Source organism: Streptomyces sp. NPDC012769, assembly GCF_042901205.1.
Classification (GTDB): Bacteria; Actinomycetota; Actinomycetes; order Streptomycetales; family Streptomycetaceae; genus Streptomyces.
This window is the reverse complement of record NZ_JBIBCP010000004.1, coordinates 808,223-834,632: the sequence shown is the minus strand read 5'-3', so window position 1 is coordinate 834,632 and position 26,410 is coordinate 808,223. Positions and strand designations below refer to the sequence as shown.

General features: G+C 73.9%; 20 protein-coding genes and 1 pseudogene. 9 read left to right on the top strand and 12 right to left on the bottom strand.

Going from position 1 to position 26,410, the window contains the following annotated elements:
* Window positions 1–81: 81 nt before the first annotated feature.
* Genes ACFY7C_RS24990 through ACFY7C_RS24975 form a run of 4 tightly spaced genes read left to right on the top strand, consistent with a single transcriptional unit; the run spans window position 82 to window position 4,020 of the window.
* Complete coding sequence (locus tag ACFY7C_RS24990) at window positions 82–1,050, top strand: ABC transporter permease (RefSeq protein ID WP_389654504.1); 969 nt, start codon at window positions 82–84, stop codon at window positions 1,048–1,050.
* Window positions 1,047–1,997, top strand: coding sequence for an ABC transporter permease (locus tag ACFY7C_RS24985; RefSeq protein ID WP_389654391.1), 951 nt, complete (start codon window positions 1,047–1,049; stop codon window positions 1,995–1,997). Before ACFY7C_RS24990 ends, ACFY7C_RS24985 begins: the two co-directional genes overlap by 4 nt.
* The gene (locus tag ACFY7C_RS24980) at window positions 1,994–2,980 is read left to right on the top strand and encodes an ABC transporter ATP-binding protein (RefSeq protein ID WP_389654389.1); all 987 of its coding nucleotides are present in this window, start codon (window positions 1,994–1,996) and stop codon (window positions 2,978–2,980) included. The genes ACFY7C_RS24985 and ACFY7C_RS24980 overlap by 4 nt, the downstream gene beginning before the upstream one ends.
* On the top strand, window positions 2,977–4,020 hold the full coding sequence (locus ACFY7C_RS24975) for an ABC transporter ATP-binding protein (protein WP_389654387.1): 1,044 nt from the start codon (window positions 2,977–2,979) through the stop codon (window positions 4,018–4,020). The genes ACFY7C_RS24980 and ACFY7C_RS24975 overlap by 4 nt, the downstream gene beginning before the upstream one ends.
* 82 nt (window positions 4,021–4,102) lie before the next feature.
* On the opposite strand, the gene ACFY7C_RS24970 is transcribed toward ACFY7C_RS24975, so the two are convergent.
* Window positions 4,103–5,173, bottom strand: coding sequence for a hypothetical protein (locus ACFY7C_RS24970; RefSeq protein WP_389654385.1), 1,071 nt, complete (start codon window positions 5,171–5,173; stop codon window positions 4,103–4,105).
* 110 nt (window positions 5,174–5,283) lie between these two features.
* Window positions 5,284–6,423 carry a type III polyketide synthase gene (locus tag ACFY7C_RS24965; RefSeq protein ID WP_389654383.1) on the bottom strand — a complete coding sequence of 380 codons (1,140 nt, stop codon included), beginning with the start codon at window positions 6,421–6,423 and terminating at the stop codon, window positions 5,284–5,286.
* A 223-nt stretch (window positions 6,424–6,646) separates the two neighbouring features.
* Between ACFY7C_RS24965 and ACFY7C_RS24960 the strand changes: the two genes are divergently transcribed.
* A complete protein-coding gene (locus tag ACFY7C_RS24960) occupies window positions 6,647–7,864 on the top strand; it encodes a cytochrome P450 (RefSeq protein WP_389654381.1) in 1,218 nt (405 codons plus the stop codon).
* Window positions 7,865–7,906: 42 nt separating this feature from the next.
* On the opposite strand, the gene ACFY7C_RS24955 is transcribed toward ACFY7C_RS24960, so the two are convergent.
* The 9 genes and pseudogenes from ACFY7C_RS24955 to rimP form a co-directional block, all read right to left on the bottom strand.
* On the bottom strand, window positions 7,907–8,878 hold the full coding sequence (locus tag ACFY7C_RS24955) for a bifunctional riboflavin kinase/FAD synthetase (protein ID WP_389654502.1): 972 nt from the start codon (window positions 8,876–8,878) through the stop codon (window positions 7,907–7,909).
* A gap of 3,435 nt (window positions 8,879–12,313) precedes the next feature.
* A pseudogene (locus ACFY7C_RS24950) lies at window positions 12,314–14,134 on the bottom strand (trypsin-like peptidase domain-containing protein); the annotation flags it as partial.
* A 206-nt stretch (window positions 14,135–14,340) separates the two neighbouring features.
* The gene (truB, locus tag ACFY7C_RS24945) at window positions 14,341–15,243 is read right to left on the bottom strand and encodes a tRNA pseudouridine(55) synthase TruB (RefSeq protein WP_389654379.1); all 903 of its coding nucleotides are present in this window, start codon (window positions 15,241–15,243) and stop codon (window positions 14,341–14,343) included.
* A complete protein-coding gene (gene rbfA / locus ACFY7C_RS24940; RefSeq protein WP_389654377.1) occupies window positions 15,240–15,680 on the bottom strand; it encodes a 30S ribosome-binding factor RbfA in 441 nt (146 codons plus the stop codon). The genes truB and rbfA overlap by 4 nt, the downstream gene beginning before the upstream one ends.
* 29 nt (window positions 15,681–15,709) lie before the next feature.
* Entirely contained in the window at window positions 15,710–16,003 is a 294-nt protein-coding gene (locus ACFY7C_RS24935) for a DUF503 domain-containing protein (RefSeq protein WP_389654375.1), read from the bottom strand.
* A gap of 144 nt (window positions 16,004–16,147) precedes the next feature.
* On the bottom strand, window positions 16,148–19,207 hold the full coding sequence (gene infB, locus ACFY7C_RS24930; RefSeq protein ID WP_389654373.1) for a translation initiation factor IF-2: 3,060 nt from the start codon (window positions 19,205–19,207) through the stop codon (window positions 16,148–16,150).
* Between the two features lie 148 nt (window positions 19,208–19,355).
* Entirely contained in the window at window positions 19,356–19,637 is a 282-nt protein-coding gene (locus ACFY7C_RS24925) for a YlxR family protein (protein WP_389654371.1), read from the bottom strand.
* A gap of 95 nt (window positions 19,638–19,732) precedes the next feature.
* On the bottom strand, window positions 19,733–20,737 hold the full coding sequence (gene nusA / locus ACFY7C_RS24920; protein ID WP_389654369.1) for a transcription termination factor NusA: 1,005 nt from the start codon (window positions 20,735–20,737) through the stop codon (window positions 19,733–19,735).
* A gap of 2 nt (window positions 20,738–20,739) precedes the next feature.
* The gene (rimP, locus tag ACFY7C_RS24915) at window positions 20,740–21,246 is read right to left on the bottom strand and encodes a ribosome maturation factor RimP (RefSeq protein ID WP_389654367.1); all 507 of its coding nucleotides are present in this window, start codon (window positions 21,244–21,246) and stop codon (window positions 20,740–20,742) included.
* A gap of 159 nt (window positions 21,247–21,405) precedes the next feature.
* Here rimP and ACFY7C_RS24910 point away from each other — a divergent pair, with 159 nt between their 5' ends.
* Genes ACFY7C_RS24910 through ACFY7C_RS24895 form a run of 4 tightly spaced genes read left to right on the top strand, consistent with a single transcriptional unit; the run spans window position 21,406 to window position 24,219 of the window.
* On the top strand, window positions 21,406–21,948 hold the full coding sequence (locus ACFY7C_RS24910) for a hypothetical protein (RefSeq protein WP_389654365.1): 543 nt from the start codon (window positions 21,406–21,408) through the stop codon (window positions 21,946–21,948).
* Window positions 21,945–22,361, top strand: coding sequence for a ferritin-like domain-containing protein (locus tag ACFY7C_RS24905; protein WP_389654363.1), 417 nt, complete (start codon window positions 21,945–21,947; stop codon window positions 22,359–22,361). The genes ACFY7C_RS24910 and ACFY7C_RS24905 overlap by 4 nt, the downstream gene beginning before the upstream one ends.
* Window positions 22,362–22,386: 25 nt before the next feature.
* Complete coding sequence (locus ACFY7C_RS24900; protein WP_389654361.1) at window positions 22,387–23,271, top strand: aminoglycoside phosphotransferase family protein; 885 nt, start codon at window positions 22,387–22,389, stop codon at window positions 23,269–23,271.
* Between the two features lie 39 nt (window positions 23,272–23,310).
* Window positions 23,311–24,219, top strand: a complete 909-nt coding sequence (locus ACFY7C_RS24895) for a slipin family protein (protein WP_389654359.1) — start codon at window positions 23,311–23,313, stop codon at window positions 24,217–24,219.
* 445 nt (window positions 24,220–24,664) lie between these two features.
* Here the strand turns inward: ACFY7C_RS24895 and ACFY7C_RS24890 are convergent, their stop codons facing one another.
* Window positions 24,665–26,365 carry a proline--tRNA ligase gene (locus ACFY7C_RS24890; protein WP_389654357.1) on the bottom strand — a complete coding sequence of 567 codons (1,701 nt, stop codon included), beginning with the start codon at window positions 26,363–26,365 and terminating at the stop codon, window positions 24,665–24,667.
* Window positions 26,366–26,410 lie beyond the last annotated feature (45 nt).

Here is a 26,410-nt window from a genome sequence, read left to right as displayed (position 1 = left end):
ACCGGCACGACCGACACCGGCACCACCGGCTCGGTCCGCGCCACGGAGGGCGGCGCCCGGGCCCGTACCGCCTCCGCGTATCTGCGGCACGCGGCGGGGAAGGCGGCCGGCGCGGCCGTCTCGCTCCTCGCCGTCCTGGTCACCAGCTTCTTCCTGTTCCGGATCATCCCGGGCGACCCGGTGAAGACGATGACCCACGGGATGCCCACCACGGCCGAACAACTCGCCACCCTGCGCAAGCAGTTCGGTCTCGACCTGCCGCTGTGGCAGCAGTTCACCGACTACTGCGCCAAGGCGCTGACCGGCGACCTCGGCACCTCCTACCAGTTCCGTGCCCCGGTCGGCGAGCTCATCGCGCAGAAGCTCCCGGCGACGCTGCTGCTCACCGGCACGGCCGTGCTGCTCTACTCGGCCCTCGGCCTGTGGCTCGGCACCCGCTCCGCGTGGCGGCACGGCAGCCTCGGCGACCGGCTGAACACGGGCGTGGCGCTGACCCTGTGGTCGGTGCCGTCGTTCTGGCTCGGGCTGCTGCTGATCATCGTGTTCTCGGTGGGCATCGGCCCCGTCCCCGGGCTCTTCCCGACCGGCGGCATGGAGTCCGGCACCGGCGAGACGGGCTTCGGATACGTGCTCGACGTCGCCCACCACATGGTGCTGCCGGTGCTCACCCTGGTCGCCGTGGGCTACGCCCAGACCCTGCTCGTGATGCGGTCCTCGCTGCTCGACGAGATGGGCGGCGACTATCTGACCACCGCCCGGGCGAAGGGGCTGCGCGACGACGCCGTGCGGCGCCGGCACGCCGTACCGAACGCGCTGCTGCCGACGGTGACGATGGTGTTCATCAACCTCGGCCATGTGGCGGCCGGTTCCATCCTGGTGGAGACGGTGTTCTCCTGGCCGGGGCTCGGCGGCCTGTTCTACCAGGCGCTCAGCGTGCCCGATCTGCCGCTGGTGCAGGGCCTGTTCGTCGTGTTCGCCGGAGCGATGATCGTGATGAACCTGATCGCCGACCTGCTCTATCCGCTGCTCGACCCCCGGGTGGGCCGATGACCTCGCCGAACGAGACCACACCGACGACCTCACCGACGACCTCGGGGACGACGGCCCCGACGAAGACCTCCCTGACATGGCAGCGCAGGCGCGGGACGGTCGCCCGCTTCTGGAAGCAGTACCGCGGCCACCGGGCCGGGCTGTGGGGCCTGGCCGGCCTCGCCCTGATCGGGCTGCTCGCGCTCGCCGCGCCGCTGCTCGTCGGCGCCGACGTGCAGTCGGTGACCAATGCGCCCGGCACCGCACTCGAGTCGCCGAGCGCCGAGTTCCCGCTGGGCACAGACCAGTTCGGGCGCTCGCTGCTCGGCCTGCTGATCTGGGGCGCCCGGATCTCGCTCCTGGTCGGCCTGCTCGCCGCGGCGCTGTCCGTCGCCATCGGCACCCTGGTGGGCATCGTCGCCGGGCACTACGGCGGCTGGTTCTCCACCGTGGTCATGCGGATCACGGACTGGTTCCTGGTGATGCCGGCTCTGGTCCTCGCGATCGTGCTGGCGACCGTGATGTCCCGGTCGATGTGGACGGTGATCCTGGCGATCGGGGTGACCTGCTGGCCGACGACCGCCCGGCTGGTGCGGGCGCAGACGATCGCGGTCGAGTCCCGTCCGTACATCGAGCGGGCGAGGGCGCTCGGCGGCGGGCACGGGCACGTCATGACCCGGCACGTGCTGCCGAACGTGATGCCGCTGGTGCTCGCCCAGACCACGCTCATGATCTCGGCGGCGATCCTCACCGAGGCGACACTGGCCTTCCTGGGGCTCGGTGACCCGACCGTGGTGTCGTGGGGCGGGATGCTTCAGGACGCCCGTGAGGCGGGCGCGGTCTCGTCCGGGCACTGGTGGTACCTGGCGCCGCCGGGGCTCGCCATCGCGCTGGTCGCGCTGGCGTTCACCCTGTGCGGGCGGGCGATCGAGTCCGTACTCAATCCGAGGCTGGGGGTGGGGCGTTGAGCACGCGGCCGTTGCTCGAGGTACGCGACCTGAGGGTGACGTACGGGTCGGGGGCGGCCGCCGTCCCCGCCGTACGGGGAGTGGACCTCACCCTGCCGGCCGGGCGGAAGCTGGGACTCGCCGGCGAGTCCGGGTGCGGGAAGTCGACGATGGCGCTCGCGCTGCTCCGGCTGCTCCCGGCCTCGGCCCGGATCACCGGGGAGATCCTGCTGGACGGCGAGGACGTCCTCACCATGAAGTGGGGACGGCTGCGGGCCGTGCGGTGGGCAGGGGCGTCGATCGTCTTCCAGGGCGCCATGCACTCGCTGAACGCGGTGCGGCGGATCGGCGACCAGATCGCCGAGCCGCTGCTCGTCCACGGCCGGGCCACCCCGGCGGCGGCCCGCGCCCGGGTCGGTGAGCTCCTCGAGCACGTGGGCCTGCCGGCCGCGCGGGCGGCGGCGTATCCGCACGAGCTGTCCGGTGGGCAGCGGCAGCGCGTGATGATCGCGATGGCGCTGGCCTGTGACCCGCGGCTGATCGTGGCGGACGAGCCGACCACCGCGCTCGACGTGATGATCCAGGCGCAGATCCTTCGGCTGATCGAGCGGCTGGTCGCCGAGCAGGACATCGGTCTGCTGATGATCAGCCACGATCTGGCGGTGCTCGCCGACACCTGTGACCGGCTGGCCGTGATGTACGCCGGGCGGGTGGTCGAGGAGGGCCCGGCGAAGGAGGTGTACGAGGCCGCCGCGCACCCGTACGGGCGGGCGCTGTCCTCGGCGTTCCCCCGCATCGGTGATCCGGCCTCGCGGCGCGCCCCGCGCGGGCTGCCGGGCGACCCACCGGACCCGGCCGACCTGCCGGGCGGCTGCACCTTCCACCCGCGCTGCCCGGTGGCGGTGGAGGGGTGCGCGGACCGGGACCAGGAGCTGCGGGAGGCGGGCGCGGGGCGCCGGGCGGCCTGCGTACACGTCGGAACCCAGATGGGGAGCACCTCATGAGTTCTTCCGGTTCTTCCGGTTCTTCCGGTTCTTCCGGTTCTTCGGGGCCGTCGCGGCCGCTGTTGTCGGCGGAGGGCCTGCGGGTGGTGTTCCCGGGGCGGCGGGGCGCGCCGGCCGCGCGGGCGGTGGACGGGGTGGACCTGGACATCGGCGCGGGCGAGATCGTGGCCCTGGTCGGCGAGTCCGGCTGCGGCAAGACCACGCTGGCCCGCTCGCTGCTCGGTCTGGTCCGGCCGAGCGGGGGCACGGTGCGGTTCGGGGGTGCGCCGCTGTCGTACACGGGGAAGGCGCTGAAGGCGTACCGGAAGCGGGCGCAGCTGGTCCTGCAGGATCCGAGCGGTTCGCTGAACCCGCGGCACACGGTGTACGACGCGGTGGCGGAGGGACTGCGGATCCACGGGTACGCGGGAGACGAGCGGGCGGCGGTCGCCGAGGCGCTGTCCCGGGCCGGGCTGCGGCCGCCGGAGCGGTTCTTCCTGCGCTACCCGCACGAGCTGTCCGGGGGCCAGCGCCAGCGGGTGGTCATCGCGGGCGCGCTCGTGCTGCGTCCCGAACTGATCGTCGCGGACGAGCCGGTCGCCTCCCTGGACGCCTCGGTGCGCGGGGAGATCCTGGCCCTGCTGCTGCGTCTGCGCGACGAACTGGGCCTGTCGGCGCTGGTCGTGACCCATGACCTGGGTCTGGCGTGGAACATCGCGGACCGGGTGGCGGTCATGTATCTGGGCCGGATCGTGGAGACCGGCCCGGTCGAGTCGGTCCTGACGGACCCCCGCCACCCGTACACGCGGGCGCTGTTGTCGGTGCTGCCGGAGTCCGACGGCGATCCGGTGGTGCTGACCGGCGAGCCGCCGGACCCGACGCGGATCCCGGCGGGCTGCCGCTTCCACGTGCGCTGCCCCGTGCTGGCGTCGGGCACGGCCGCCGCGGTGGCGGAGCGCTGCCGCACCGAGGACCTTACGGTCCTCGCGGCGGGCGCGGACCGGGCGGAGGCGGCCTGTCACTGGGCGCGGGAGGTGGGGGCGGGGGTGGGTCGGGGCTGACGCGGGAGGGCGGCGGGGCGGGCCGCCAGGTCCGTCTGGCTGCCCGCCCGGCCGGCCCGTGTGTCCGCTCGGCCCCTCCGGCCTAGAAGCCGGGCACGCCGAAGACCTGGGGCGGCATCCCGTGGTCCTGAGGCGGCGCCTCGTGGTTCTGGGACGGCACGCCGTGGTCCTGAGGCGGCACCCCGTGGTCCTGAGGCGGCGCCTCGTGGTTCTGAGGCGGCTTCCCCTGCTCCTGAGGCGGCGCCTCATGGTTCTGAGCCGGCTTCCCCTGCTCCTGAGGCGGCTTCGCCTCCGAGTTGGGGGCGCTGGGGTTCTGGGGCTGGCCCGCGGGCTTCTGCGCCAGGGAGTCCTTCGGGAGGATCTCGCAGGAGCTGATGGAGGTCCGGGTGGAGACGGACTTCACGGTGCAGGTGTCCTTGCCGACGCCGGCGTCCACCGTGCCCCAGTGCTCGCCCACGATCAGGACGGCGCCGCCCGGGCCCTGGATCGTGTCGTCGCCGGGGCCCGACTGGATCATGCCGCCGGACTCCGGGCCGAGCGCGGCGGCCTCGATGGTGTCGTTCTCGCTGCCGCCGAGGACCCGGCCGGAGAAGTCGATGACGCCGGTCTTGATGGTGTCCGCGCCGTCGTTGCCGGTGACGATGCCGCCGCCGCGGTTGAACTGGCCGGGCGCGCCGTGGACCGAGCCGGTGGTGATCTTGTCGTTGCCGTCGTCACCGTGGACGACGGCGCCGAGCTTGGCCCCGTCGCCGTGCACGGTGGCCACCTTGATGATGTCGTTGCCGCGGTTGCCCCGGACCATGCTGAAGGTGGTCTGCGGCACCAGGTGCTTGGTGCGGATGACGTCGTCGCCCTCGCCGCCCGTCACGGCCGAGTCGATGACCAGGCCCCTGACCTCGATCATGTCGTTGCCGTTGCCGCCCGAGATGGTGACGCCCTCGATGTCGCTGTCGCAGAAGATGTGGTCGTCCTGGGGCGTGCCGTTGACCTGGGCGCCAGGTGGCGCGGGGACGTCGTTGACCCAGCACTGGTGCATGGGCACGCGGGCGGAGGCATGGGCGGGCACGCCGGTGAGGGAGGCCGCGGCGACCAGGACCGCCAGGGCGGCGGGGCCGCGCAGCGATCTGGCGAGGGAGGGTGGCGTGGCGGACATGGGGATCTCCTCTGCGGTGGGGAGCGGGGCGAGACAGGGGTCAGGTGGGGTCGGGGGTCCGGGCGGGCCGGGAACGGGGCCTGCCACGGCCGGGCTGGCCCGGTGCGCGGTCAGGCGGCGGCGGTACGGACCGGGGAGGCGTGCCGGGGGGAGTAGCCGACGATGCGGCGGGCGTTAAGGCCGGGCTCGTGCGCGGGCTGCTGCCCGTTCGTCCACCGCCCCAGGCACATCTCGGCGGTGATGCCGGGGCCGAAGCCGGCCAGGATGCCCCGCGCGCCCTCCGGGAGGCCGCCCTCGTCGAAGAGCCGGCGCACCGCGTCCAGGACGACGGCGCTGGCGATGTTGCCGTACTCCGTCAGGGTGGCCCGGCTGAAGCGGAAGTCCTCCGGGGGGACTTCCAGGAAGCGGCTGAGGTCGTCCAGGATGCGCGGGCCGCCCGCGTGGATGATGTAGAAGTCCAGTTTCCCGGCGTCCCAGCCGTGGTCGCCGGCGAGCTCGCGCAGCGCGGGCGCGAGCGGCTCCATCGTCCCGGGGACCCGCTTGTCGAGCAGGAAGTGGAAGCCGGTGGCGCGCACGCTGTAGGCGATCCAGTCCTCGGTGTCGGGCACCAGGTAGGAGTTGTTGCGCTCCAGGGCGATGCCGGTGCCGCCCCGGCCCCGCACGACGGCGGATGCCACCGCGTCGCCGAACAGGCCGTTGGACAGCAGCGAGCCGACGCCGAGGTCGGTGGGCTGGTAGCACAGCGAGCAGAACTCGCAGGCCACGATGAGGACGTTGGCGTCCGGGTAGGCGGTGCAGAAGTCATGGGCGCGGTTGACGGCCGCGCCGCCCGCCGCGCAGCCGAGCTGGGCGATGGGCATCTGCCGGGTGTGGCTGGGGAAGCCCATGGTGTTGATCAGCCAGGCGGTGAGCGAGGGCATCATGAAGCCCGTGCACGACACGTAGACGATCATGTCGATGTCCTCGGGGCCCAGCCCGGCGTTGTCCAGGGCCTCCTTGATCACCGCGGGCACGCGGGCCTTCGCCTCGGCCTCGTAGAGCGCGTTGCGCTCCTCGAATCCGGGGTGCTTCAGGGTCTCCTCGATCGGCTGCACGATGTGCCGACGAGTGACCCCGGTGTTCCCGATCAGCCGCAGGGCGAGGGCCAGTTGGGGGTGGTCGGCATGGCGTGAGCGGGCGAGGTCGAGGGTCTCCTCCATCGTGATCACGTACTCGGGTACGGACACCGCGGGCTTGCACAGAGTCACCACGACACGCGCTCCTTCGTCTCGTTCGCCGTGAACTGGGCCCACACTCACCCCGCCGTCGCGAGCCCGCAACCGCGAGTCGACCAAGTGGTCGCTGAGCGTGAGCGCCGGGCGGGCGAACACCGGAGGGCGCGACGCCGCCCGGCGGGGCCGGGCGCGTCCTCCGTTCAGGGGGCTGTCGGCACCCGGCGTGTCGCGGTCGGGCCCGGCCGGGAACAGCCTCCCCATGACCACCGAACCCACGGCCGCGCCGCGGCCCGTCCGCACCTGGGCGGTCGAGGATCTGCCGGCCCTCGAATTCGACCCGCTGCTGCTCGAACTGCTGAATGAGGAGCCCGTCGCCCGGATCCGGCTGCCGTTCGGAGCGGACCACGAGGCGTGGCTCGTCACCCGGTACGACGACGTCCGCGCGGTGACCTCCGACCCCCGCTTCAGCCGTACGGCCCTGCTCGACCGCACCGTGACCGGGATGACCGGTCACATGGTGGCCTCCAAGGCGGCGCTCAACTACGCCGATCCGCCGTACCACACCCAGCTGCGCAAGGCGGTGACCAAGGCCTTCACCGGGCAGTCGACCAAGCGGCTGCGTCCGCTCGCCCAGGCGACCGCGGACCGGCTCCTCGGCGCCATGGAGCGCTCCGGGCGGCCCGCCGACCTGATGAAGCACCTGCACGGCCCGCTGCCGATGGCGGTGGTGTGCGACCTGCTCGGCATTCCCGAGGAGGACCGGGCGGAGCTCGCCTCCTGGCCGGACCTGATCCTGTCCTCGGGCCCGGGCCCGGAGAGCAGCCGGGCGGCGAAGGCGCAGATCCACGGCTACATCTCCCGGCTCCTCGACCGGCGCCGGGCCGAGCCGTCCGACGACCTGGCCGGAGTGCTCGCCGAGTCCCTCGCCGAAGGCCGTGTCGACATCGACGAGGCCGTGTCGCTCGCCATGGCGATCCTGATCAGCGGCGCGCACGCGGTACGGAACAACAGCGCCAACATGGTCTATCTGCTGCTCACCCGGCCGGACCTGACGGCCCGGCTGCGCGCCGAACCGGAACTGCTCCCCCAGGCGGTGGACGAGCTGCTGCGCTGGATCCCGCACCGCAACGGCGTCGGACTGCCGCGGATCGCCCTGGAGGACGTGGAGGTCGGCGGGGTGGTGATCCGGGCCGGCGAGGCGGTGTACGCCTCCTACCTGGCCGCCAACCGCGACCCGGCGGTCTTCGAGGACCCGCACACCGTCGACTTCGACCGTACGGGTGTCGGGCACGTCTCCTTCGGCCACGGTCCGCACCACTGCATGGGCGCGATGCTGACCCGCATGGAGTCCGAGGTGATGCTCTCGACGCTGCTCACCCGCTACCCGGACCTGCGGCTCGCGGACCGGCCGGAGGACACGGTGTTCCAGTCCAAGGGATTGATCCGCGGGCCGAAGGAGCTGTGGGTCACCTGGTGAGGAGGACGGGCCGGCGGGGCACCTCGTGCGTGAGCCGGTGCGTCAGCCGGTGAGCGACCGGCGGCCCCCGTCGTACGCGGCGGTCAGCTCGCGGCACTTCTCGACGTCGTCGGCCATCGCCACGAGCAGGTCGTCGAGGGTGTCGAACTTGAGCATCCCCCGTACGTAGGCGAGGAAGTCGACGGTCACGTGCAGGCCGTAGAGGTCGAGGCCCTCGCGGTCGATCGCGTACGCTTCCACGGTCCGCTCCGTGCCGTCGAACTGCGGGTTGGTGCCCACCGAGATCGCGGCGGGCATCCGCTCGCCGTCGGCGGTCAGCCAGCCCGCGTAGACGCCGTCGGCCGGGATCGCGGTGTGCGGCAGGGTCTCGACGTTGGCCGTAGGGAAGCCGAGCTCGCGGCCGCGCTGGGCGCCGCGCACGACGACGCCCTCGACGCGGTGCGGGCGGCCCAGGATCTCGGCGGCGCCCGCCATGTCGCCCTCGGCGACGAGCCGGCGGGCGAGCGTCGAGGAGAACGGCTGCCCGCCGCCCGCGGTGCCGCTCACCCGAAGGTCGATCACCTCGACGTCGTAGTCGTACGTGGCGCCGAGCTCGGCCAGGAAGTCGACGTTGCCGGCGGCGCGGTGGCCGAAGCGGAAGTTGGGGCCCTCGATCACACGCCTGGCGTGGAGCTTGTCGACGAGGACCTTCACGATGAAGTCGGCCGGGGACAGCTGCGAGAACTCCGCGGTGAACGGCAGGATCAGCACCGCGTCCACGCCCAGCTCGGCCATCAGCTCCGCGCGCCGGTGGTGCGGGGCGAGCAGCGGCGGGTGGCTGCCGGGGCGGACGACCTCGGAGGGGTGCGGGTCGAAGGTGACGACCACCGAGGGGACGCCGAGCTCCCGGGCGCTCTCCACGGCCCGCCCGATGATCAGCTGGTGCCCGCGGTGCACTCCGTCGTAGGAGCCGATGGTGACGACGCTGCGCCCCCAGTCCTGGGGGATGTCCTCCAAGCCACGCCAGCGCTGCACTGTGACCGCTCCTCGTCCGCCTGTACCCATGTCCGCGTGTACGCCTGTTGGCGCAGGTCTAAGACTGCCATGAGCATGCGACTTCGTAGGCATCGGCATGGTGTTGGCCATGTCTCGGAGCGTGAGGGCGAGCTCGGCGGCGAGCTCCCTGCGGAGGAAGCGGGAGGCGCCGGTGCCGGGGGCGGCGAGGACGGGCGCGAGGGCGGGTGCGAGGGCGGCGCGGGTCGCGGGGAGCGTCAGGAGGTGGACCACCAGGGGGTGCAGGACGCAGCGGACCACCGGCCCCTCTTCGAGGCGGCGGTCGACGAAGGCGGCGACCAGCGGTGCGCCCTCGGGGTGGCGTTCGGCGTACTCGGCGACGAGGGCGGCGGCGCGGCGGGCGAGGCGGGGCGGGTCGACCTCGGCGAGGACGCAAAGGACGGGCGCGGGGTCGGCGCCGTGGAGCCGGGTGCGGAGGGCGTCGAGAACCGGTTCGGGGTGGGCGGGCAGGGCGGCGGCGAGGGCGTCCACCGGCACGTCGGGGTCGGCGAGCGCACGCGGCAGGAACCGGCCCCGGACGTCCGGGTCGCGGAGCAGCAGTCCGAGGGCGGCGCCGTGCAGCGGCCGGTCGGCGGGGCGGGCGAGGAGGGCGAGGGCGGCGTAGCGCAGGGTGTCGCGGTCGGCGGCGGCCGTCACGTGCGGGGCGACGAGCAGTCCGTACGTCGCTGCCGCCGCGCGCCGCTCGGGGCGCCCGTCGTCGTGCGCCCACCGGTCGACGGCCCGGCACACGGCCGCCGGCTCGTCCTCGGCGAGCGCGGCGAGCAGCCCTTCGGCGAGCGGGTGGGCGGTGGCGACCAGGGCCTCGCACAGGTCGTCCACGGCGAGCGAGCGGTGGGTGTGCAGCAGCGCCTGCGCGGCGGTGCCGACGGTGGCGCCGGGTGCCGCGGCGAGGGGCCGCTCGTCCCCGAACCACCGGCACAGCAGGGGCTGCACCCCGCGCGGGTCGGCCACGAGCCGCGCGGCGGCGAGGTCGAGGTACCGGGGGTCGTGGCCGCGTCCGGAGGGCGCGGGGTCGGCGACCACGAGCCGCCGCAGCAGATCGAGCCCTTCCCCCTCCCCCACCCGCAGCCGCCCCCAGAACTCCGCCCCGAACCCGGCGACCGCCCCCTCCCCCACGCGATCCGCGAGCCGCCGCACCACCGGCAGATACGGCCGCACATCCCGCAACCCCTCAAGCACCCCCCCGAGCAACCGCGAGGCCCACCAGCTCCCTTCGCCGCGCAGACCACCCCGGGGGCCGGCACCAGGAACGGCCTCCGTGCCAGGGCGCACGGCCCTCGCCGGGGCCGAGCCGGCGGGCGCCCCGCCAGCGCCAGAAGCGGCTGGCGGCCCGGCGCACACGGCTCTCATCGAGGATGGGCCGACGGGGGCCTCGCCGCCCAAAGCAACTACCGGCCCCCGGCCCACGGCCGGGGCCGAGCCGACGGCGGGTGCGGCAGTCGGCGAGACGTCACCGGACGGCACCGCCTGGCTCGCTCCGTGAACGGCGGACGGGGGCACGGGGGCACCGCCGACGCCGAGAGCGGCCTCCGGCCCGGGGCACGCGGCCCTCGCCGGGGACACGTCACCGGACGGCTGCGCCTGCTCCGATCCGTGGGCGGCGCCCGTCCCCGGAACGACTGCCACGTCCCGGCCCACGGCCGGGGACGCGCAGACACCGGGTGCGGCTGCCGGCGACACTGCACCGGGCGCCACCGCATGGCCCGATCCGGGGACGGCGGACGCGCTCACCGGGGCACCACCGGTGCCAGGAACGGCTTCCGCCCCGGGGCTGGCCGGGGCCGAGCCGACGGCGGACGCGCTCGCCGGGGCACCATCGGTGCCAGGAACGGCTTCCGGCCCGAGGCTGGCCGGGGCCGAGCCGACGGCGGACGCGATCGCCGGCGAGGCGTCACCGGACGCCACCGCGTGGCCCTGCCCGTGGGCGGCGTATGCGGTCGCCGGGGCACCGTGGCCGAACGGCGCCGCGTACCCGCTCCCATAGGAGGCCGGGCCCGCCGGGCCGGCGTCGGCCGGAGGCCACGCCCCGGCCGCACCGCCACCGGACTCACCCGGGCCACAGGGCACCGCCCAACCGGCCCCACCCGCGCCCGGCCCCGCGAGGCCACGGCCTGCCGATCCCGGCCCAACGGCTCCCCCGAGGACCGGACCCGCCGCAGCGGCGCCCGCAGGCGGCACGACGTCGTCAGGAAGCCACGCACCGACAGCACCACCACCGGAATCACGCGGGCCACAAGGCACCGCCCGTCCAGCGCGGCCCGCACCGGGCCCCCCGAGACCACCGCCTGCCCCACGGGCCGCACCCGCCGCACCCGCCGCAGCGGCGCCCGCGGGCGGCACGGCGTCGACCGGAGACCACACCTCGGTAGCGCCGCCACCGGGCTCACCCCTGCCACGCGGCACCGGCCGTCCGGCCCCGCCTGCACCCGGCCCCGCGAGTCCGTCGCCTGCCGGTCCCAGCCCCACGACTCCCCCGGGGGAAGGCACAGGGGCGGCCGGAGCCCCGGCGTGGAACGGCACCGCGTAGTCGCCGCTCCCATGGAGGGCTGGGCCGGCGACAGCCGGAGGCCACGCGCCGGGGCCCTGGCGTCTCCCACCGCCCGCGCCACGCTCGGCCTCCTCCCCGGTGGCTACCGGGTCGGCCCTCCACGCCGCCTCCGCGGGCGCGGGGCACCCAGGGGGTTCCGTGGCCGTCGCCGCTACGACCGGTCGCCCGTCGCCGGATCCTCCGCCGGCACACGCGTCGGGGGCGGCGCCGCCGTGCACCGCGATTCCGGAGCCACCGAAAGCCGAACCGCACCCGGCCGAGTCGACAGCGAAGCCGGCAGGCTCGTCATCCGGGCCCCAGGGACTCCCCGCCACCGCCGGCGCCGCGGTGCCGAAGCCACCGCTGCCGGGCCCCACCCGACGACCGGGAGCCGCCCCGGACCCAACGGCCTCCGCAGGGGCCGGGACAGACCCGGCCTGAGCACCGGCCAGGCCGACGGGAGCAGCCCCGGACCAGGTAGACCCCGCAGGAGCCGGAAGGGGCCCGGCCGGGGCACTCGGCCCGGCCGCATCGCCAACGCTCGCCGCCCCCCGGGGGCCCGCAGCCGCAGCCACGACGAGACCGTCGACAGCCACCCCAGGCCCAGCCTGCCCGGCCACACCGCCGACCGTCCCCGCACCCCCGGATCCCGGAACCGCAGCCACGACGGGACCAGGCCCCACCCCACCAGCCGCGAAGCCCGCCCGAGCCGCATCCGAGCCGGCCGCAGGCCTCGGCCCCGAAGCCGGAGGCACGACGGGCCCGCCGGCCGCAGCCCCCGGCCCCGCGGACCGCAACACCCCAGCCCCCCGCCCTGACCCGCCCGCGCCGTCGACGGCGTCCGCCAGGTCGGGCGCCCGGTGGCGGCCCCGGGCCGGAGGTGCCGCCGGAGCGGCGGCGTCAGCATCGGCGGCGGCCTCCTCCGTCGCAGCCTCCAGCGCGTCCACCAAGTGCATCAGTCTCGGTGTCAGGCCCGCCGGGCCGTGGTCGTGGTGGAGGTGGTGGAGGGACTGGAGGACGGGGCCGATGCGGTGGTGGGGGACGGGGAGGGGGGCGGGGTGGTGGATCAGGGTGTCGAGGGCGCGGTCGATGTCGAGGTGGGCGCCCTGGAGCCAGTCGGCGAGCTCCTCGTGGGCGAAGCGGTAGCCGCCGCCCGCGGGGACGAGGAGGGACTCGGTGAGGACGGCGGAGGCCCAGCCGGTGCGCCAGGGGAAGAGTTCCTCGAAGGACGCGCGGTCCAGTTCGCCCTGGCCGGGGCCGAGACAGCGGCGGGCGGCCTCGTGGACCTGGCCGCTGACCTTCGCGGCGAGGCGTCGCACGGCGGTGCCGCGCAGGACGGGGCGGCCCGCGGCGGCGATGCGGACGGCGACGCGCAGGCACATGAGGTCCAGGTGGGCCTGGAAGATCGCGTGCCGGTCGGGCCGCCCCGGCAGCTCGCCCCGCGCGGCCGCCCGGACCTCGCCGAGGAGCCGCAGCGCGAGCGGGTGGCGGGCGTCCTCCTCGGCGATGCCGTCCTCGGGGACGCCGTGGCGCCGCCGGGCCTCGGCCGCCTCCGCCTCGGTGAGGTCGCCCAGGACGACGGTCGCCGGCTCCTTCTCGTACAGCCCGCGTGCCTGCTCCCAGTGTTCGGGGCGGCAGGCGACCACGAGACGGGCGCCGTGTCCGGCGAGCCACCGCTCGGTCGCGGCGGTCCAGGCGGCGAGGCGGTGGGCGAGGTGCGGCGGCATCTCCTCTGGGGCGTCGAGGAGCACGAGGAGGGGGCCGTGGGCGGCGGCCTGCTCGGGGGTGACGGAGGCGGGGTCGCCGGGGGTGCCGGAGGCGGCGGCGACGCGCCCGGCCCGTCGCAGGGCGCGGCCGATGGCGTCGGCGACGGAGCGGTCGTCGGCGCGCAGGTCGGCGCCGCGCAGCCAGACGGTGGGTGCCGGCTCCGGGGCCTGGGCGCGGGCCCGGGCCAGGCCGGCGAGGGCGGTGGTGCGGCCGGTGCCGGGGACGCCGACGACGGCGAGGACGGTCGTGGTGCCGTCGTCGTGGACGCGGGCGGCGGGCAGGTCCTCGTACGCCCCGGTCGTCGTCGCGGTGAGTTCCAGGACGCCGGCCGGGTTGAGGTCGTGGCCGTAGCAGGGGACGGTGGCGGCGTTGCGCCGCAGGAGCGGGCCGAGCGGCCCCTCGGGCGGGATCGGCAGGGCGTGGCCGGCGGCGCGCCGGTCGCCGTGCCGGGCGGTGCCGAGGACGGCGAGGACGGCGCCGGTGACGGGGTCGAGGACGGGGCCGCCGGCGGCCGGGCCGCCGTCGTGCAGGGCCTCGGCGCCCTCGGTGCCGATGGCAAGTTCCAGCGCGGGTCCCGGCGTGGCGCCGAGCACGCGGGCCTCGCGCCAGCCGTGGGCGGCGATCCGCACGTACGTACCGGGTTCGAGGTCCTGCCGGGTGGAGAGCGGCAGGGGGCGGGCGTCCAGGCCCTCGGTGCGGACGAGCGCGAGCCCGGTGTCGGGCAGCGGCGTGATGTCGGCGGCCCCGGTCCGGAAGGCCCGGCCGCCGGGGACCCTCAGCAGCAGGCCCTCGGGGCCCGCTCCGGCGACGACCTCATGGCCGGTGAGGACGGTGCCGTGGTGGTCGACGAGGAATCCGGTGCCGACGGCACGGCCGGACGGATCCTCGATCCGTACCAGCGTCGCCCGGTCCCCGCTCCCCATGGTTCGACGGTAGGCGGGCGGTGATCACCAGGGCACCATGCCTGCCGAACGCGCCCCCTCGCACTCCCCCCGTTCACTCCGAGCGCCTGCCCGAAGGGGTGAACGCGGACGAAGGAGGGGGCGGGGCACCCACGGTGCCCCGCCCCCCACCCCCGGGCTGCCGCCCTCCGGCGGCGCCACGCCGATACGGCTCGGCAGAAGACGGCTCAGCCGAAGACCGCCAGGCTCTTCGCCTTGCCGCGCTGCTCCTCGACCAGGGCGAGCAGCCGCCCGTCCGGGCCGAAGACCGCGACCGGACCCGCCGGATACTCCGGCATCTCCAGGCGCACGCCGTTCAGCAGCAGCCGTGCCCGCTTCTCGTCGACGTCCCAGCGCGGGAACGCCGCCGCGGCCGCCTCGGCGACCGGCATGACCGTCAGCTCCTCCTGGAGCTGGTCCAGGGTGCGGGCCGCGTCCAGCTTGTACGGGCCGACGCGGGTGCGGCGCAGCGCGGTCAGGTGGCCGCCCACGCCGAGCCCGGCGCCCAGGTCCCGGGCGAGCGCCCGGATGTAGGTGCCGGAGGAGCAGACGACGGAGACCACCAGGTCCACGACCGGGGTGCCGTCCTCCGCGGTGTCCTCCCGCACGTCGTACACGCGGAAGGAGGAGACGGTGACCGGACGGGCCGGGATCTCGAAGTCCTCGCCGCCGCGGACCCGCGCGTAGGACCGCTTGCCGTCGATCTTGATCGCGGAGACCTTCGAGGGCACCTGCATGATGGCGCCGGTGAGCTCGGCCACGCCCGCGTCGATCTGCTCGCGGGTGACCTTCGACGCGTCGACCGACGCCGTGATCTCGCCCTCGGCGTCATCGGTGATCGTGGTCTGCCCGAGGCGGATGGTGCCCAGGTACTCCTTCTCGGTCAGCGCGAGGTGACCGAGGAGCTTGGTCGCCCGCTCCACGCCGAGGACGAGGACGCCCGTGGCCATGGGGTCGAGCGTGCCGGCGTGGCCGACCCGGCGGGTCCTGGCGATCCCGCGCATCTTGGCCACGACGTCGTGCGAAGTGAAGCCCGACGGCTTGTCGACGATGACAAGCCCGTCGGGCGTGGTGGTGGTTGCCTTGCTCATTCGGCGGCTTCGTCCTCGCCGGGCTTCTTGTACGGGTCGGCTTCGCCGGCGAACCGGGCGCCCGAGGACGCCTCGCGCACCTTGGCGTCCGAGGCCCGCGCCTGGTCGAGGAGGTCCTCGATGTTGCGGGCGGTCTCCGGGAGCGCGTCGGCCACGAAGGTGAGCGTGGGGGTGAACTTGGTGCCCGCGGCCCGGCCGACGGCCGAACGCAGGACGCCCTTGGCGCTCTCCAGGCCGGCGGCGGCGCTGGCCCGCTCCTCCTCGTCGCCGTAGACCGTGTAGAAGACCGTGGCCTCCCGCAGGTCACCGGTGACGCGGGTGTCCGTGATGGTCACGTGCGTACCCAGGCGCGGGTCCTTGATGCCGCGCTGCAGCTTCTCGGCGACCACCTCCCGGATGAGGTCCGCCAGTTTCTTCGCCCGCGCGTTGTCGGCCACTGGTCCTTCTCCTTCTTTGCCTTGCTCATTCAGTCTTCATCAGTGTGGAGCCTGCGTCGCACCGACAGCAGTTCCACCTCGGGACGGGCCGCGACCAGCCGCTCACAGCGGTCGAGCACATCCGATACGAACCCCGCGTCCCCGGCGACCAGCGCGACCCCGACTCGGGCCCTGCGGTGGAGGTCCTGGTCGCCCACCTCGGCCGCGCTCACGGAGAACTTGCGCTGGAGCTCGGCGACGATGGGCCGGACGAGGGAGCGTTTCTCCTTCAACGAATGAACGTCGCCGAGGAGCAGATCGAAGGACAGGGTCCCCACGTACATGCGGTGCCGGATGTCCCGCCGGTTCGGGTTCGACGGCCTGCCGGGCGACGGCCCGGCAGGAACATCAAAACCGTACACGCAACGGCCGGGGCCGATCGACGGAAATACTTCCCGTCGACCGGCCCCGGGTCTCAGCGCTGTGCGTTACGAGCGCGGCTTCTCGCGCATCTCGTAGGTCGCGATGACGTCGTCGACCTTGATGTCGTTGAAGTTTCCGAGGTTGATACCACCCTCGAAGCCCTCGCGGATCTCGGTGACGTCGTCCTTGAAGCGGCGCAGACCCTCGATGTTGAGGTTCTCGGCCACGACCTTGCCGTCGCGGATGAGGCGCGCCTTGGTGTTGCGCTTGACCTCGCCGGAGCGGATGAGGACACCGGCGATGTTGCCCAGCTTGGACGAGCGGAAGACCTCGCGGATCTCCGCCGTACCGAGCTCGACCTCTTCGTACTCCGGCTTGAGGAGGCCCTTGAGCGCCGCCTCGATCTCCTCGATCGCCTGGTAGATGACCGAGTAGTACCGGACGTCGACGCCCTCGCGCTCCGCCATCTGCGCCGCGCGGCCCGCGGCGCGGACGTTGTAGCCGATGACGATGGCGTCGGAGCCCATGGCCAGGTCGATGTCGGACTCGGTGACCGCACCCACACCGCGGTGCAGGACGCGGATGTCGACCTCTTCGCCGACGTCGAGCTGGAGCAGCGAGGACTCGAGAGCCTCGACCGCACCGGACGCGTCGCCCTTGATGATGAGGTTGAGTTCCTGGACCAGACCGGCCTTGAGCACCTTGTCGAGGTCCTCGAGGGACACCCGGCGGACGCGCTTGGCGAAGGCGGCGTTGCGCTCACGCGCAGCGCGCTTCTCGGCGATCTGACGGGCCGTACGGTCCTCGTCGACCACCAGGAAGTTGTCGCCGGCACCCGGGACGTTGGTGAGACCGAGCACCAGGACGGGAGTCGACGGGGTCGCCTCCTCGACGTTGTTGCCCTTGTCGTCGAGCATGGCCCGGACGCGGCCGTACGCGTCGCCGACGACCATCGTGTCGCCGATGCGCAGCGTTCCGCGCTGGACCAGGACGGTCGAGACGGCACCGCGGCCCTTGTCCAGGTGGGACTCGATCGCAATACCCTGCGCGTCCTGGTTCGGGTTGGCCCGCAGGTCGAGCGAGGCGTCCGCGGTGAGGACCACGGCCTCCAGCAGGGAGTCGATGTGCAGACCCTGCTTGGCGGAGATGTCGACGAACATCGTGTCGCCGCCGTACTCCTCGGCCACCAGACCGAACTCGGTCAGCTGGCCGCGGACCTTGGTCGGGTCGGCACCCTCGACGTCGATCTTGTTGACCGCGACGACGATCGGGACGCCGGCGGCCTTGGCGTGGTTCAGCGCCTCGATCGTCTGCGGCATGACGCCGTCGTTGGCCGCGACCACGAGGATCGCGATGTCGGTCGACTTCGCACCACGGGCACGCATGGCGGTGAACGCCTCGTGACCCGGGGTGTCGATGAAGGTGATGCGACGCTCTTCGCCGTTGACCTCGGTACCGACCTGGTACGCACCGATGTGCTGCGTGATGCCGCCGGCCTCGCCCGCGACCACGTTGGTCTTGCGGATGGCGTCGAGCAGTCGGGTCTTACCGTGGTCGACGTGACCCATGACGGTCACGACCGGCGGACGCGAGACCAGGGCCTCTTCGCCGCCCTCGTCCTCGCCGAACTCGATGTCGAAGGACTCGAGCAGCTCACGGTCCTCCTCCTCCGGCGAGACGATCTGAACGGTGTAGTTCATCTCGTCGCCGAGGAGCTGCAGCGTCTCGTCGGAGACGGACTGCGTGGCCGTGACCATCTCGCCGAGGTTCATCATCACCGCGACGAGCGACGCCGGGTTGGCGTTGATCTTCTCCGCGAAGTCGGTGAGGGACGCACCGCGCGACAGGCGAATGGTCTCGCCGTTGCCGCGAGGCAGCATCACGCCGCCCACGGACGGGGCCTGCATGGCCTCGTACTCCTGGCGCCTCTGCCGCTTCGACTTGCGACCGCGACGCGCGGGACCGCCGGGACGACCGAAGGCGCCCTGCGTGCCACCACGGCCGCCGGGACCGCCGGGACGGCCACCGAAGCCACCGGGACGACCGCCGAAGCCGCCGCCACCGCCGCCGGGACCACCCGGACGACCGCCGCCGCCACCGGGACCACCGGGACGGCCGGCGAAGCCGCCGCCACCGCCGCCGGGACCGGCCGGACGACCGGCGAAGCCGGGACGACCGCCGCCGCCACCGCCGGGACCGCCCGGACGACCGCCGGGGCCACCGGGGCCACGGCCGCCGGGGCCCGGACGCGGGCCGGCAGCGGGACGCTGCGGCATCATGCCCGGGTTCGGGCGGTTACCGCCGGGCGCGCCGCCCGGACGGGGAGCCTGCGGGCGGGGCATGCCACCCGGGGTCGGACGCGGAGCGCCGCCCTGGGGACGCGGGGCGCCACCGGGGCCGCCCTGCGGACGCGGCGCACCCGGAACGGCACCGGGGCCGCCGGGACGCGGCGCGCCGCCACCCGGACGGGGCGTCTGGGGACGCGCCATGCCGGTGGAGCCGCCGGAGGTGAAGGGGTTGTTGCCCGGACGGGGACCGGCCGGACGGGCACCCGGACGCGGGGCCTGCTGGCCACCGGGGCGCGGGGCCTGCTGACCGGGACGCGGGGCCTGCTGGCCCGGGCGAGCGCCGGTCGGGCGCGGACCGGGGGCCGCACCGCCGGGGCGCGGACCGGCGGCCGGGGCCGACGGAGGCGCGGTGAACTCCGGGGTGGTCGGAGCCGGGGCGGCGGGCGCCGGCTTGGGCGCGGCCGCGGGCTTCGGGCCCGGGGTGGGACGGGGACCCGGGGCGGGGGCCGCCGCGGGCTTCTCCGCGGCCGCCGGCTTGGGCGCCGGGGTGGGCGCGCCAGGCTTGGGGGCGGCCGGACGTGCGGCCTGCGCCGGGGAGGGCGCGGGGGCCGGCTTGGGGGCAGGCGTCGCCTTGCGGGGCGCGCCAGGCTTCGCAGCGGTCTTCCCGGCGCCACCGCCGGGACCCTGCAACGCATCAGTCAACTTGCGCACGACCGGCGCCTCGATCGTCGAGGACGCCGAACGGACGAACTCACCGAGTTCTTGGAGCTTGGCCATGACGACCTTGCTCTCCACACCGAACTCCTTGGCGAGTTCGTATACCCGGACCTTAGCCACTTCGCTCCTTTTAGGTCCGGTTACCGCCGGACCGTCGCTACTTCATGGGCGTACTCATCGCGTACTCATCGAGTGCTCATCGCAATCTCGACCTACTTCCAACTCGCGAGGTACCTGACCGCACGGGGTTCCGTGCCGTACTTCTTGTTCACTGCGGTGCCGCCTGCTCGACGTGGTGGCGCAGCGCCGCCGTGTCGAGCGGCCCCTGGACCCGGAAGGCCCTGAGGAACGCCCGGCGACGGACCGCCAGGTCGAGACAGTGCAAGGCGGGGTGCACGTACGCACCCCGGCCGGGCAGCGTACCGCGATGATCGGGGACGCACTCGTCCTTGTTCATCACGATCCGCAGCAGGTCGCTCTTGGCCGCTCGCTCCCGGCATCCCACACAGGTTCGCTCAGGGCACGCGCGGGCATGCGTCCGGCCAGACACTATTAAGTCTACCTCCCCGTAGCGACCTCACCCGTTCGGGGCAAAAATCGAACAATCGTTGGCCAAAAACGATCTCCGCCGTGCGGCGGCGCCGCTCAGCGCTCCTGGCCGGACGGCCCGTCGGGCTCCGTGTCCGGACGGATGTCGATCCGCCAGCCGGTGAGTCGTGCGGCCAGACGGGCGTTCTGGCCCTCCTTGCCGATGGCCAGCGACAGCTGGTAGTCGGGCACCGTCACCCGGGCCGAACGGGCGGCCAGGTCGACGATCTCGACCTTGGAGACCCGGGCGGGGGACAGGGCGTTCGCCACCATCTCGGCCGGGTCGTCCGACCAGTCGACGATGTCGATCTTCTCGCCAAGGAGCTCCGCCATCACATTGCGCACCCGGCCGCCCATGGGGCCGATGCAGGCGCCCTTGGCGTTCAGGCCCGAACGGGTGGAACGGACGGCGATCTTGGTGCGGTGTCCGGCCTCACGGGCGATGGCGGCGATCTCGACGGAACCGTCGGCGATCTCCGGCACCTCCAGCGCGAAGAGCTTCTTCACCAGATTGGGGTGGGTGCGCGAGAGGGTGACGGACGGACCGCGGACACCCTTCGCCACCCGGACGACGTACGTACGCAGCCGCAGACCGTGCGAGTAGTCCTCGCCCGGCACCTGCTCCTGCACCGGCAGGATGGCCTCGAGCTTGTCGTCCAGCCTGACGAGGACGTTCTTCGGGTCCTTGCCCTGCTGGACCTGGCCGGCCACGATGTCGCCCTCACGGCGGGCGTACTCGCCGAAGGTGACGTCGTTCTCGGCGTCACGCAGCCGCTGCTGGATGACCTGGCGGGCGGTGCTCGCCGCGATCCGGCCGAAGTCCGACGGCGTGTCGTCGAACTCCTTCGGCTGCTGCCCCTCCTCCAGCTCGGCCGGGTCCTCCTTCGCCCACACCGTCACGTGACCGGTGCTCTTGTTCAGCTCCACACGGGCGTGGCGGCGGGCGTCGGGGGTGCGGTGGTAGGCGATGAGGAGGGCCGACTCGATCGCCTCGACCAGCATCTCGAAGGAGATTTCCTTCTCCTGTGCCAAGCCCTTCAGGAGCTTCACGTCGATGTCCACGGCTACGCCTCCTCTTCCTTCTTGTCCTTGCGGTTGAACTCGATCTCGACACGCGCCTTGGCGATCTCGGCGAACTCCACCCGGCGGGCGGTGGCCTTGCGGCCCTTCACGCCCGGCACCTCGGTGTCCAGACCGTCCTCGTCCACGGCGAGAACGCGGGTGACGACCTCGCCGCCGCCCGCCTCGGGGGTCAGCTGCAGCTTCACCAGACGGCCGGTGGCGCGCACGTAGTGACGGTGCTGGGTGAGAGGGCGGTCGGCGCCCGGCGAGCTGACTTCGAGGACGTACTCGCCCTCGCCCATCGCGTCCGTCTCGTCGAGCTTCTCGGAGATGACGCGGCTCAGCTCGGCGCAGGCGTCCAGCTCGACGCCCTCGTCCGAATCGACGATGACCCTCAGCAGTCCGCGGCGGCCGGCCCGGGACACCTCGATCTCTTCGAGGTCGAGGTCCTTCGCGTGAACGAGCGGCTCCAGAAGACCGCGCAGCCGTTCGCTCTGGGTGGTGCTCATCCGGGTGACTCCTCGGCCGCGTGTGCTGTTGTGGGTTCGTCGCGTGTCAGATCAAAGGGTATCCGGTCCAGGAGGGTGTTGCCGTCCACCGGGCCGGGGGCCGCGGGTACGCTCGCCTGCGGTGATCTTCGAGATATTCGAACACGCGAGGGAGCAGGCGTGACGACAGTGGGCAGGCGCGCGCTCCTCACGGCGGGCGCGGCGGTGACCCTCGCGGGCTGTACGTCCGGCGGGAACGACGGCCCGAGGAAGCCCGATGCCGCCGAACGGGCGGCGCGCGCCGAGGCCGCCCTGCGCGCCCGCTCCGCGAACACCAGCCGGGACCTGCTGCTCCGGTACGACGCCGTGATCTCCGGGCACCCGGCGCTCGCGGCCCGGCTCGCGCCGCTGCGGGCCTCGGTGGCGGCCCATGTGAAGGCGCTGGGCGAGGGCGGTACGGCCCGGGCGCCCGGCTCCTCCGCGTCCGACTCCCCCTCCGGGGCCCCGTCACCGTCCCACTCGCTCGCCTTCATCCGCGTGCCCGGCGATCCGGAAGCGGCGCTGAAGACGCTCGCCTCCGCCGTACGGGCGACCGCCGACACCCACGCGGCCGCGCTCCTGACCGCGCCGCCCGAGTACGCCCGGCTGCTCGCCTCCGTCGCCGCCTCCGTCGCGGCCCACGCCTATCTGCTGACCGCTCCGACCGAAGGGGGCCGGGGATGACCGCGCTCGACGCGGCCCAGGCCGCGCTCGCCGCCGAGCACGCCGCCGTGTACGGCTACGGGGTCGTCGGCGCCCGCGTCGGCGACGCCCGCCGCCCCGAGGCCACCGCCGCCTACCAGGCGCACCGTGCCCGGCGGGACGCGCTGCGCCGCACCGTGCGGGACCTGGGCGGCGCGCCGGTCGCCGCGGCCGCCGGCTACGCGCTGCCGTTCCCGGTGCCCGACAGCGCCGCCGCCGTCCGCCTCGCGGCGGTCCTGGAGGACCGGATCGCCGGTGTCTACTCCGACCTGGTGCGCGCCGCCGACGGCCCGCTGCGCCGGGACGCGGCGGCCGCGCTGCGCGAGGCGGCGGTGCGGGCGGTTCGCTGGCGCGGCAGCGACGTAACCTTTCCTGGGCTCGCGGAACGGGCCTGAGCCGAGCCGAAGGAACAACGCACGCATGGGTTTCGAACCGCCGCAGCGACTGGTGCGGGCTCTCGGCGAGACGTACGGGGACGCTGCCGCGGCCGACTGGCTCGGCAAGCTCCCGGAACTCGCCCGGGACACGCTCGACCACGCCGGTCTCGCCGCCGAGCGGGTGATGGCCCCCGGCGGGCGCAGCAGCCTCGTCGTGCTCGTCCCCGACGCCGTCGTGAAGATCGCGCCCGGATTCACCCGTCCGGACCTGGAGCGGGACGCGCTCGCGCACTGGAACGGCTGGGGCGCGGTCCGGTTCCTCCACGAGACGGAGGAGGGCGCGCTGGTCCTGGAGCGGCTGCACCCCGAGGTGTCGCTGCGCTCGCTGCCGGAGGCGAAGGCGCTTCTGGAGGCCGCCGGGACGGTGCGGAAGCTGTGGGTGGAGCCGCCCGCGGGTCACGGCTTCGAGTCGGTGGCGGAGCGGACGGCCCGCCAGGCGTCGGCCATGGACCCCTACCGCGCCGACGCCGAGGCCGGCGAGCTGGTGGCCGCCGCGCTCACCGCCCGTGACGAGCTGGTCGCCGGTGCGGCGGAGACGGTGCTGCTGCACGGCTGCTTCCGGCAGGGCAAGGTCCTGGCCGGCGACCGGGCCCCGTGGCTCGCGGTCGGGCCCGAGCCGCTGGTCGGCGAGCGCGCCTACGACCTGGCGCGGCTGGTACGGGACCGGGTGGAGGACCTGGTGGCCGCGTCGGCCGGCGCGTCGTCGGCCCGGCGCCGGGTGAACAAGCTCGCGGACTCCCTGGAGCTGGACCGGGAGCGGCTGCGCGGGTGGACCCTGTTCCGCGCCGTGGAGTCCGCGACGCGCGCGCTCGCGGCGGGGCGGCGGGCGGACGCGGAGCTGCTGCTCGAGTTCGCGGGCTGGCTGTAGGGGAATACCCTTGCTGTAACCCTTCCTGAGGGGGCCGTGATGATCGAAGAAGTCCTGATGGCGGCCGCGGGAGCGGGGGCGGCGATCGCGGCGTACGTGGGCGCTGCCGCGCGTGTGGTGAAGCAGTACGAACGCGGCGTGGTGTTCCGCTTCGGGCGGCTGCGCGGCGAGGTGCGCAAGCCCGGGTTCACAATGATCATTCCGGGCGTGGACCGGCTGCACAAGGTGAACATGCAGATCGTCACGATGCCCGTGCCCGCCCAGGAGGGCATCACCCGGGACAACGTGACGGTGCGGGTGGACGCGGTCGTCTACTTCAAGGTGGTCGACGCGGCCGAGGCGCTGGTGCGGGTGGAGGACTACAAGTTCGCCGTCTCGCAGATGGCGCAGACCTCGCTGCGGTCGATCATCGGCAAGAGCGATCTCGACGACCTGCTGTCGAACCGGGAGAAGCTCAACCAGGGTCTGGAACTGATGCTGGACTCGCCGGCGATCGGGTGGGGCGTGCAGATCGACCGGGTCGAGATCAAGGACGTCTCGCTGCCGGAGACGATGAAACGGTCGATGGCCCGGCAGGCGGAGGCGGACCGCGAGCGGCGGGCGCGGCTGATCAACGCGGACGCGGAGCTGCAGGCGTCGAAGAAGCTGGCGGAGGCGGCGCACCAGATGGCGGACGCGCCGTCCGCGCTGCAGCTGCGGCTGCTGCAGACGGTGATGGCCGTGGCCGCGGAGAAGAACTCGACGCTGGTGCTGCCGATCCCGGTGGAGCTGCTCCGCTTCCTGGAGCGCGCGGCGCCCACGCCTCCGGCACACCACGTGCCGCCGGTGCCGCCGCCGGTGCCGCCGTGGAGCGAGGCGTATCTGGCGGGGCGGGCGGCGGGGCAGAACGCGATCGAGGACCTGACCGGCACGTCCGTAGAACCGTCCCCTCACGAGGACGGCGGCTGAGGAGCCACCTTGTGCGGGCCCGCCGCCCCGCGCCCGTGCGGCCTGTGGCCCGCTCGTGTGGGCAATCGTCCCGCAGGGCGGGACGGGTGGGCACACGGGACGGCGCCCATGCGGGCGCGCTCCGCACCTGTTCCTAGCCGCACCACGAGCACGGGGCCATCGTGGTGCGGGTCAAAGCAACAGGAGCCTAGGCCCGGCAAGGGGCACCGTTCCGTTGTGCCCACCCGTTCCGCCCCAGCGGAACGTATGCCCACAACGGGGGGCGATGGCCCACGCCGGCGCCCTGCCGCCCCAGCGGGCGGCAGGGCCGCAACGGCGGCGCGTCGCGCCGGGGACGGAGGCGGGTAGGCACCGGCCCGGCGGGCGGGAAGCCCACCGGCGGGCCACAGGCCCAGCGGGCGCTGGGCAGCGCCGCCCCAGTGGGGCGGAGGGCGCCGGGGGAGGGTCAGGAGGTGAGGCGGGTGAGGGCTTCGGCTACGGTCAGTTCTTCGCGCTCGCCGGTGCGGCGGTCCTTCAGTTCCACCACGCCCTCGCCGGCCCGCCGGCCCGCCACCAGGATCTTCGGGACGCCGATGAGCTCGGAGTCGGTGAACTTGACGCCCGGGGAGACGCCGGCGCGGTCGTCGACGAGGACGCGCAGGCCCGCGGCGGACAGCTTGTCGGAGACCTCCAGGGCCAGCTCGGTCTGGAGGGCCTTGCCGGCGGCGACCACGTGGACGTCGGCCGGGGCGACCTCGGCCGGCCAGCACAGGCCCTTGTCGTCGGCGGTCTGCTCGGCGAGCGCCGCGACCGCGCGGGAGACGCCGATGCCGTACGAGCCCATGGTGACGCGGACCGGCTTGCCGTTCTGGCCGAGGACGTCGAGCTTGAGCGCGTCGGCGTACTTGCGGCCCAGCTGGAAGATGTGGCCGATCTCGATCGCGCGGTCCAGCTTCAGGCCGGTGCCGCACTTCGGGCAGGGGTCGCCGTCCTGGACGACGACGACGTCGACGTACTCGGCGACCTCGAAGTCACGGCCCGCGACGACGTTCTTCGTGTGCGTGCCCTCCTTGTTGGCGCCGGTGATCCAGGCCGTGCCCGGCGCGACCCGCGGGTCGGCGAGGTAGGTGACCTTCTCCAGGCCCTGCGGGCCGACGTAGCCGCGGACCAGGTCGTGGCGCTCGGCGAAGTCGGTCTCGGTGACCATCTCGACGGTCGCGGGCGCGAAGTGCGCCTCGACCTTGCCCATGTCGACCTCGCGGTCGCCGGGCACGCCCACGGCGACGATCTCGCCGTCGACCTTCACGAGGAGGTTCTTGAGCGTGGCGGAGGCCGGGACGCCGAGGGAGGCGGCGAGGGTCTCGATGGTGGGGGTGTCCGGGGTGGGGATGTCCTCGGCCGCGGGCACGGCGGCGGCGTCCACCGGCTTCAGCTCGTAGGAGACCGCCTCGGTGTTGGCGGCGAAGTCGCAGTTCGGGCAGTCGGCGAAGGTGTCCTCGCCGGCCTCGGCGGGGGCGAGGAACTCCTCGGACTTCGAGCCGCCCATCGCGCCCGCGGTGGCGGCGCAGATGCGGTAGTCGAGGCCGAGGCGCTCGAAGACGCGCCGGTAGGCCTGGCGGTGCAGCTCGTAGGAGTGGGCGAGGCCCTCGTCCTCCAGGTCGAAGGAGTACGAGTCCTTCATCAGGAACTCGCGGCCGCGCAGGATGCCGGCCCGGGGGCGGGCCTCGTCGCGGAACTTGGTCTGGATCTGGTAGAGGATCACGGGCAGGTCCTTGTAGGACGAGCACTGGTCCTTCACCAGCAGGGTGAAGATCTCCTCGTGGGTGGGGCCGAGGAGGTAGTCGCCGCCCTTGCGGTCCTGGAGGCGGAAGAGCTCGGCGCCGTACTCGTCCCAGCGGCCGGTCGCCTCGTAGGGCTCGCGGGGCAGCAGCGCCGGGAGGGACACCTCCTGGGCGCCGATGGCGTCCATCTCCTCGCGGACGATGCGCTCGACGTTGGAGAGGACCTTCTTGCCGAGGGGCAGCCAGCTCCAGATGCCGGCGGCGGTGCGGCGGACGTAGCCCGCGCGGACGAGGAGCTTGTGGCTGAGGACCTCGGCGTCCGCCGGGTCGTCGCGCAGCGTCTTCGCCATCAACTGGGACATGCGCTGGACCGGTGCGTTGGCCATGGTTCTCGTACTCCTGCCGGATGTTTAGGTGATGGCTAGGAGGTT

Coding starts and splice junctions, on each gene's coding strand:
- ACFY7C_RS24985 (WP_389654391.1), top strand. CDS start 1,047: ATGACCTCGCCGAACGAGACCACACCGACGACCTCACCGACGACCTCG.
- ACFY7C_RS24975 (WP_389654387.1), top strand. CDS start 2,977: ATGAGTTCTTCCGGTTCTTCCGGTTCTTCCGGTTCTTCCGGTTCTTCG.
- ACFY7C_RS24970 (WP_389654385.1), bottom strand. CDS start 5,173: ATGTCCGCCACGCCACCCTCCCTCGCCAGATCGCTGCGCGGCCCCGCC.
- ACFY7C_RS24960 (WP_389654381.1), top strand. CDS start 6,647: ATGACCACCGAACCCACGGCCGCGCCGCGGCCCGTCCGCACCTGGGCG.
- truB (WP_389654379.1), bottom strand. CDS start 15,243: ATGAGCAAGGCAACCACCACCACGCCCGACGGGCTTGTCATCGTCGAC.
- ACFY7C_RS24935 (WP_389654375.1), bottom strand. CDS start 16,003: ATGTACGTGGGGACCCTGTCCTTCGATCTGCTCCTCGGCGACGTTCAT.
- rimP (WP_389654367.1), bottom strand. CDS start 21,246: ATGAGCACCACCCAGAGCGAACGGCTGCGCGGTCTTCTGGAGCCGCTC.
- ACFY7C_RS24905 (WP_389654363.1), top strand. CDS start 21,945: ATGACCGCGCTCGACGCGGCCCAGGCCGCGCTCGCCGCCGAGCACGCC.
- ACFY7C_RS24900 (WP_389654361.1), top strand. CDS start 22,387: ATGGGTTTCGAACCGCCGCAGCGACTGGTGCGGGCTCTCGGCGAGACG.
- ACFY7C_RS24895 (WP_389654359.1), top strand. CDS start 23,311: ATGATCGAAGAAGTCCTGATGGCGGCCGCGGGAGCGGGGGCGGCGATC.
- ACFY7C_RS24890 (WP_389654357.1), bottom strand. CDS start 26,365: ATGGCCAACGCACCGGTCCAGCGCATGTCCCAGTTGATGGCGAAGACG.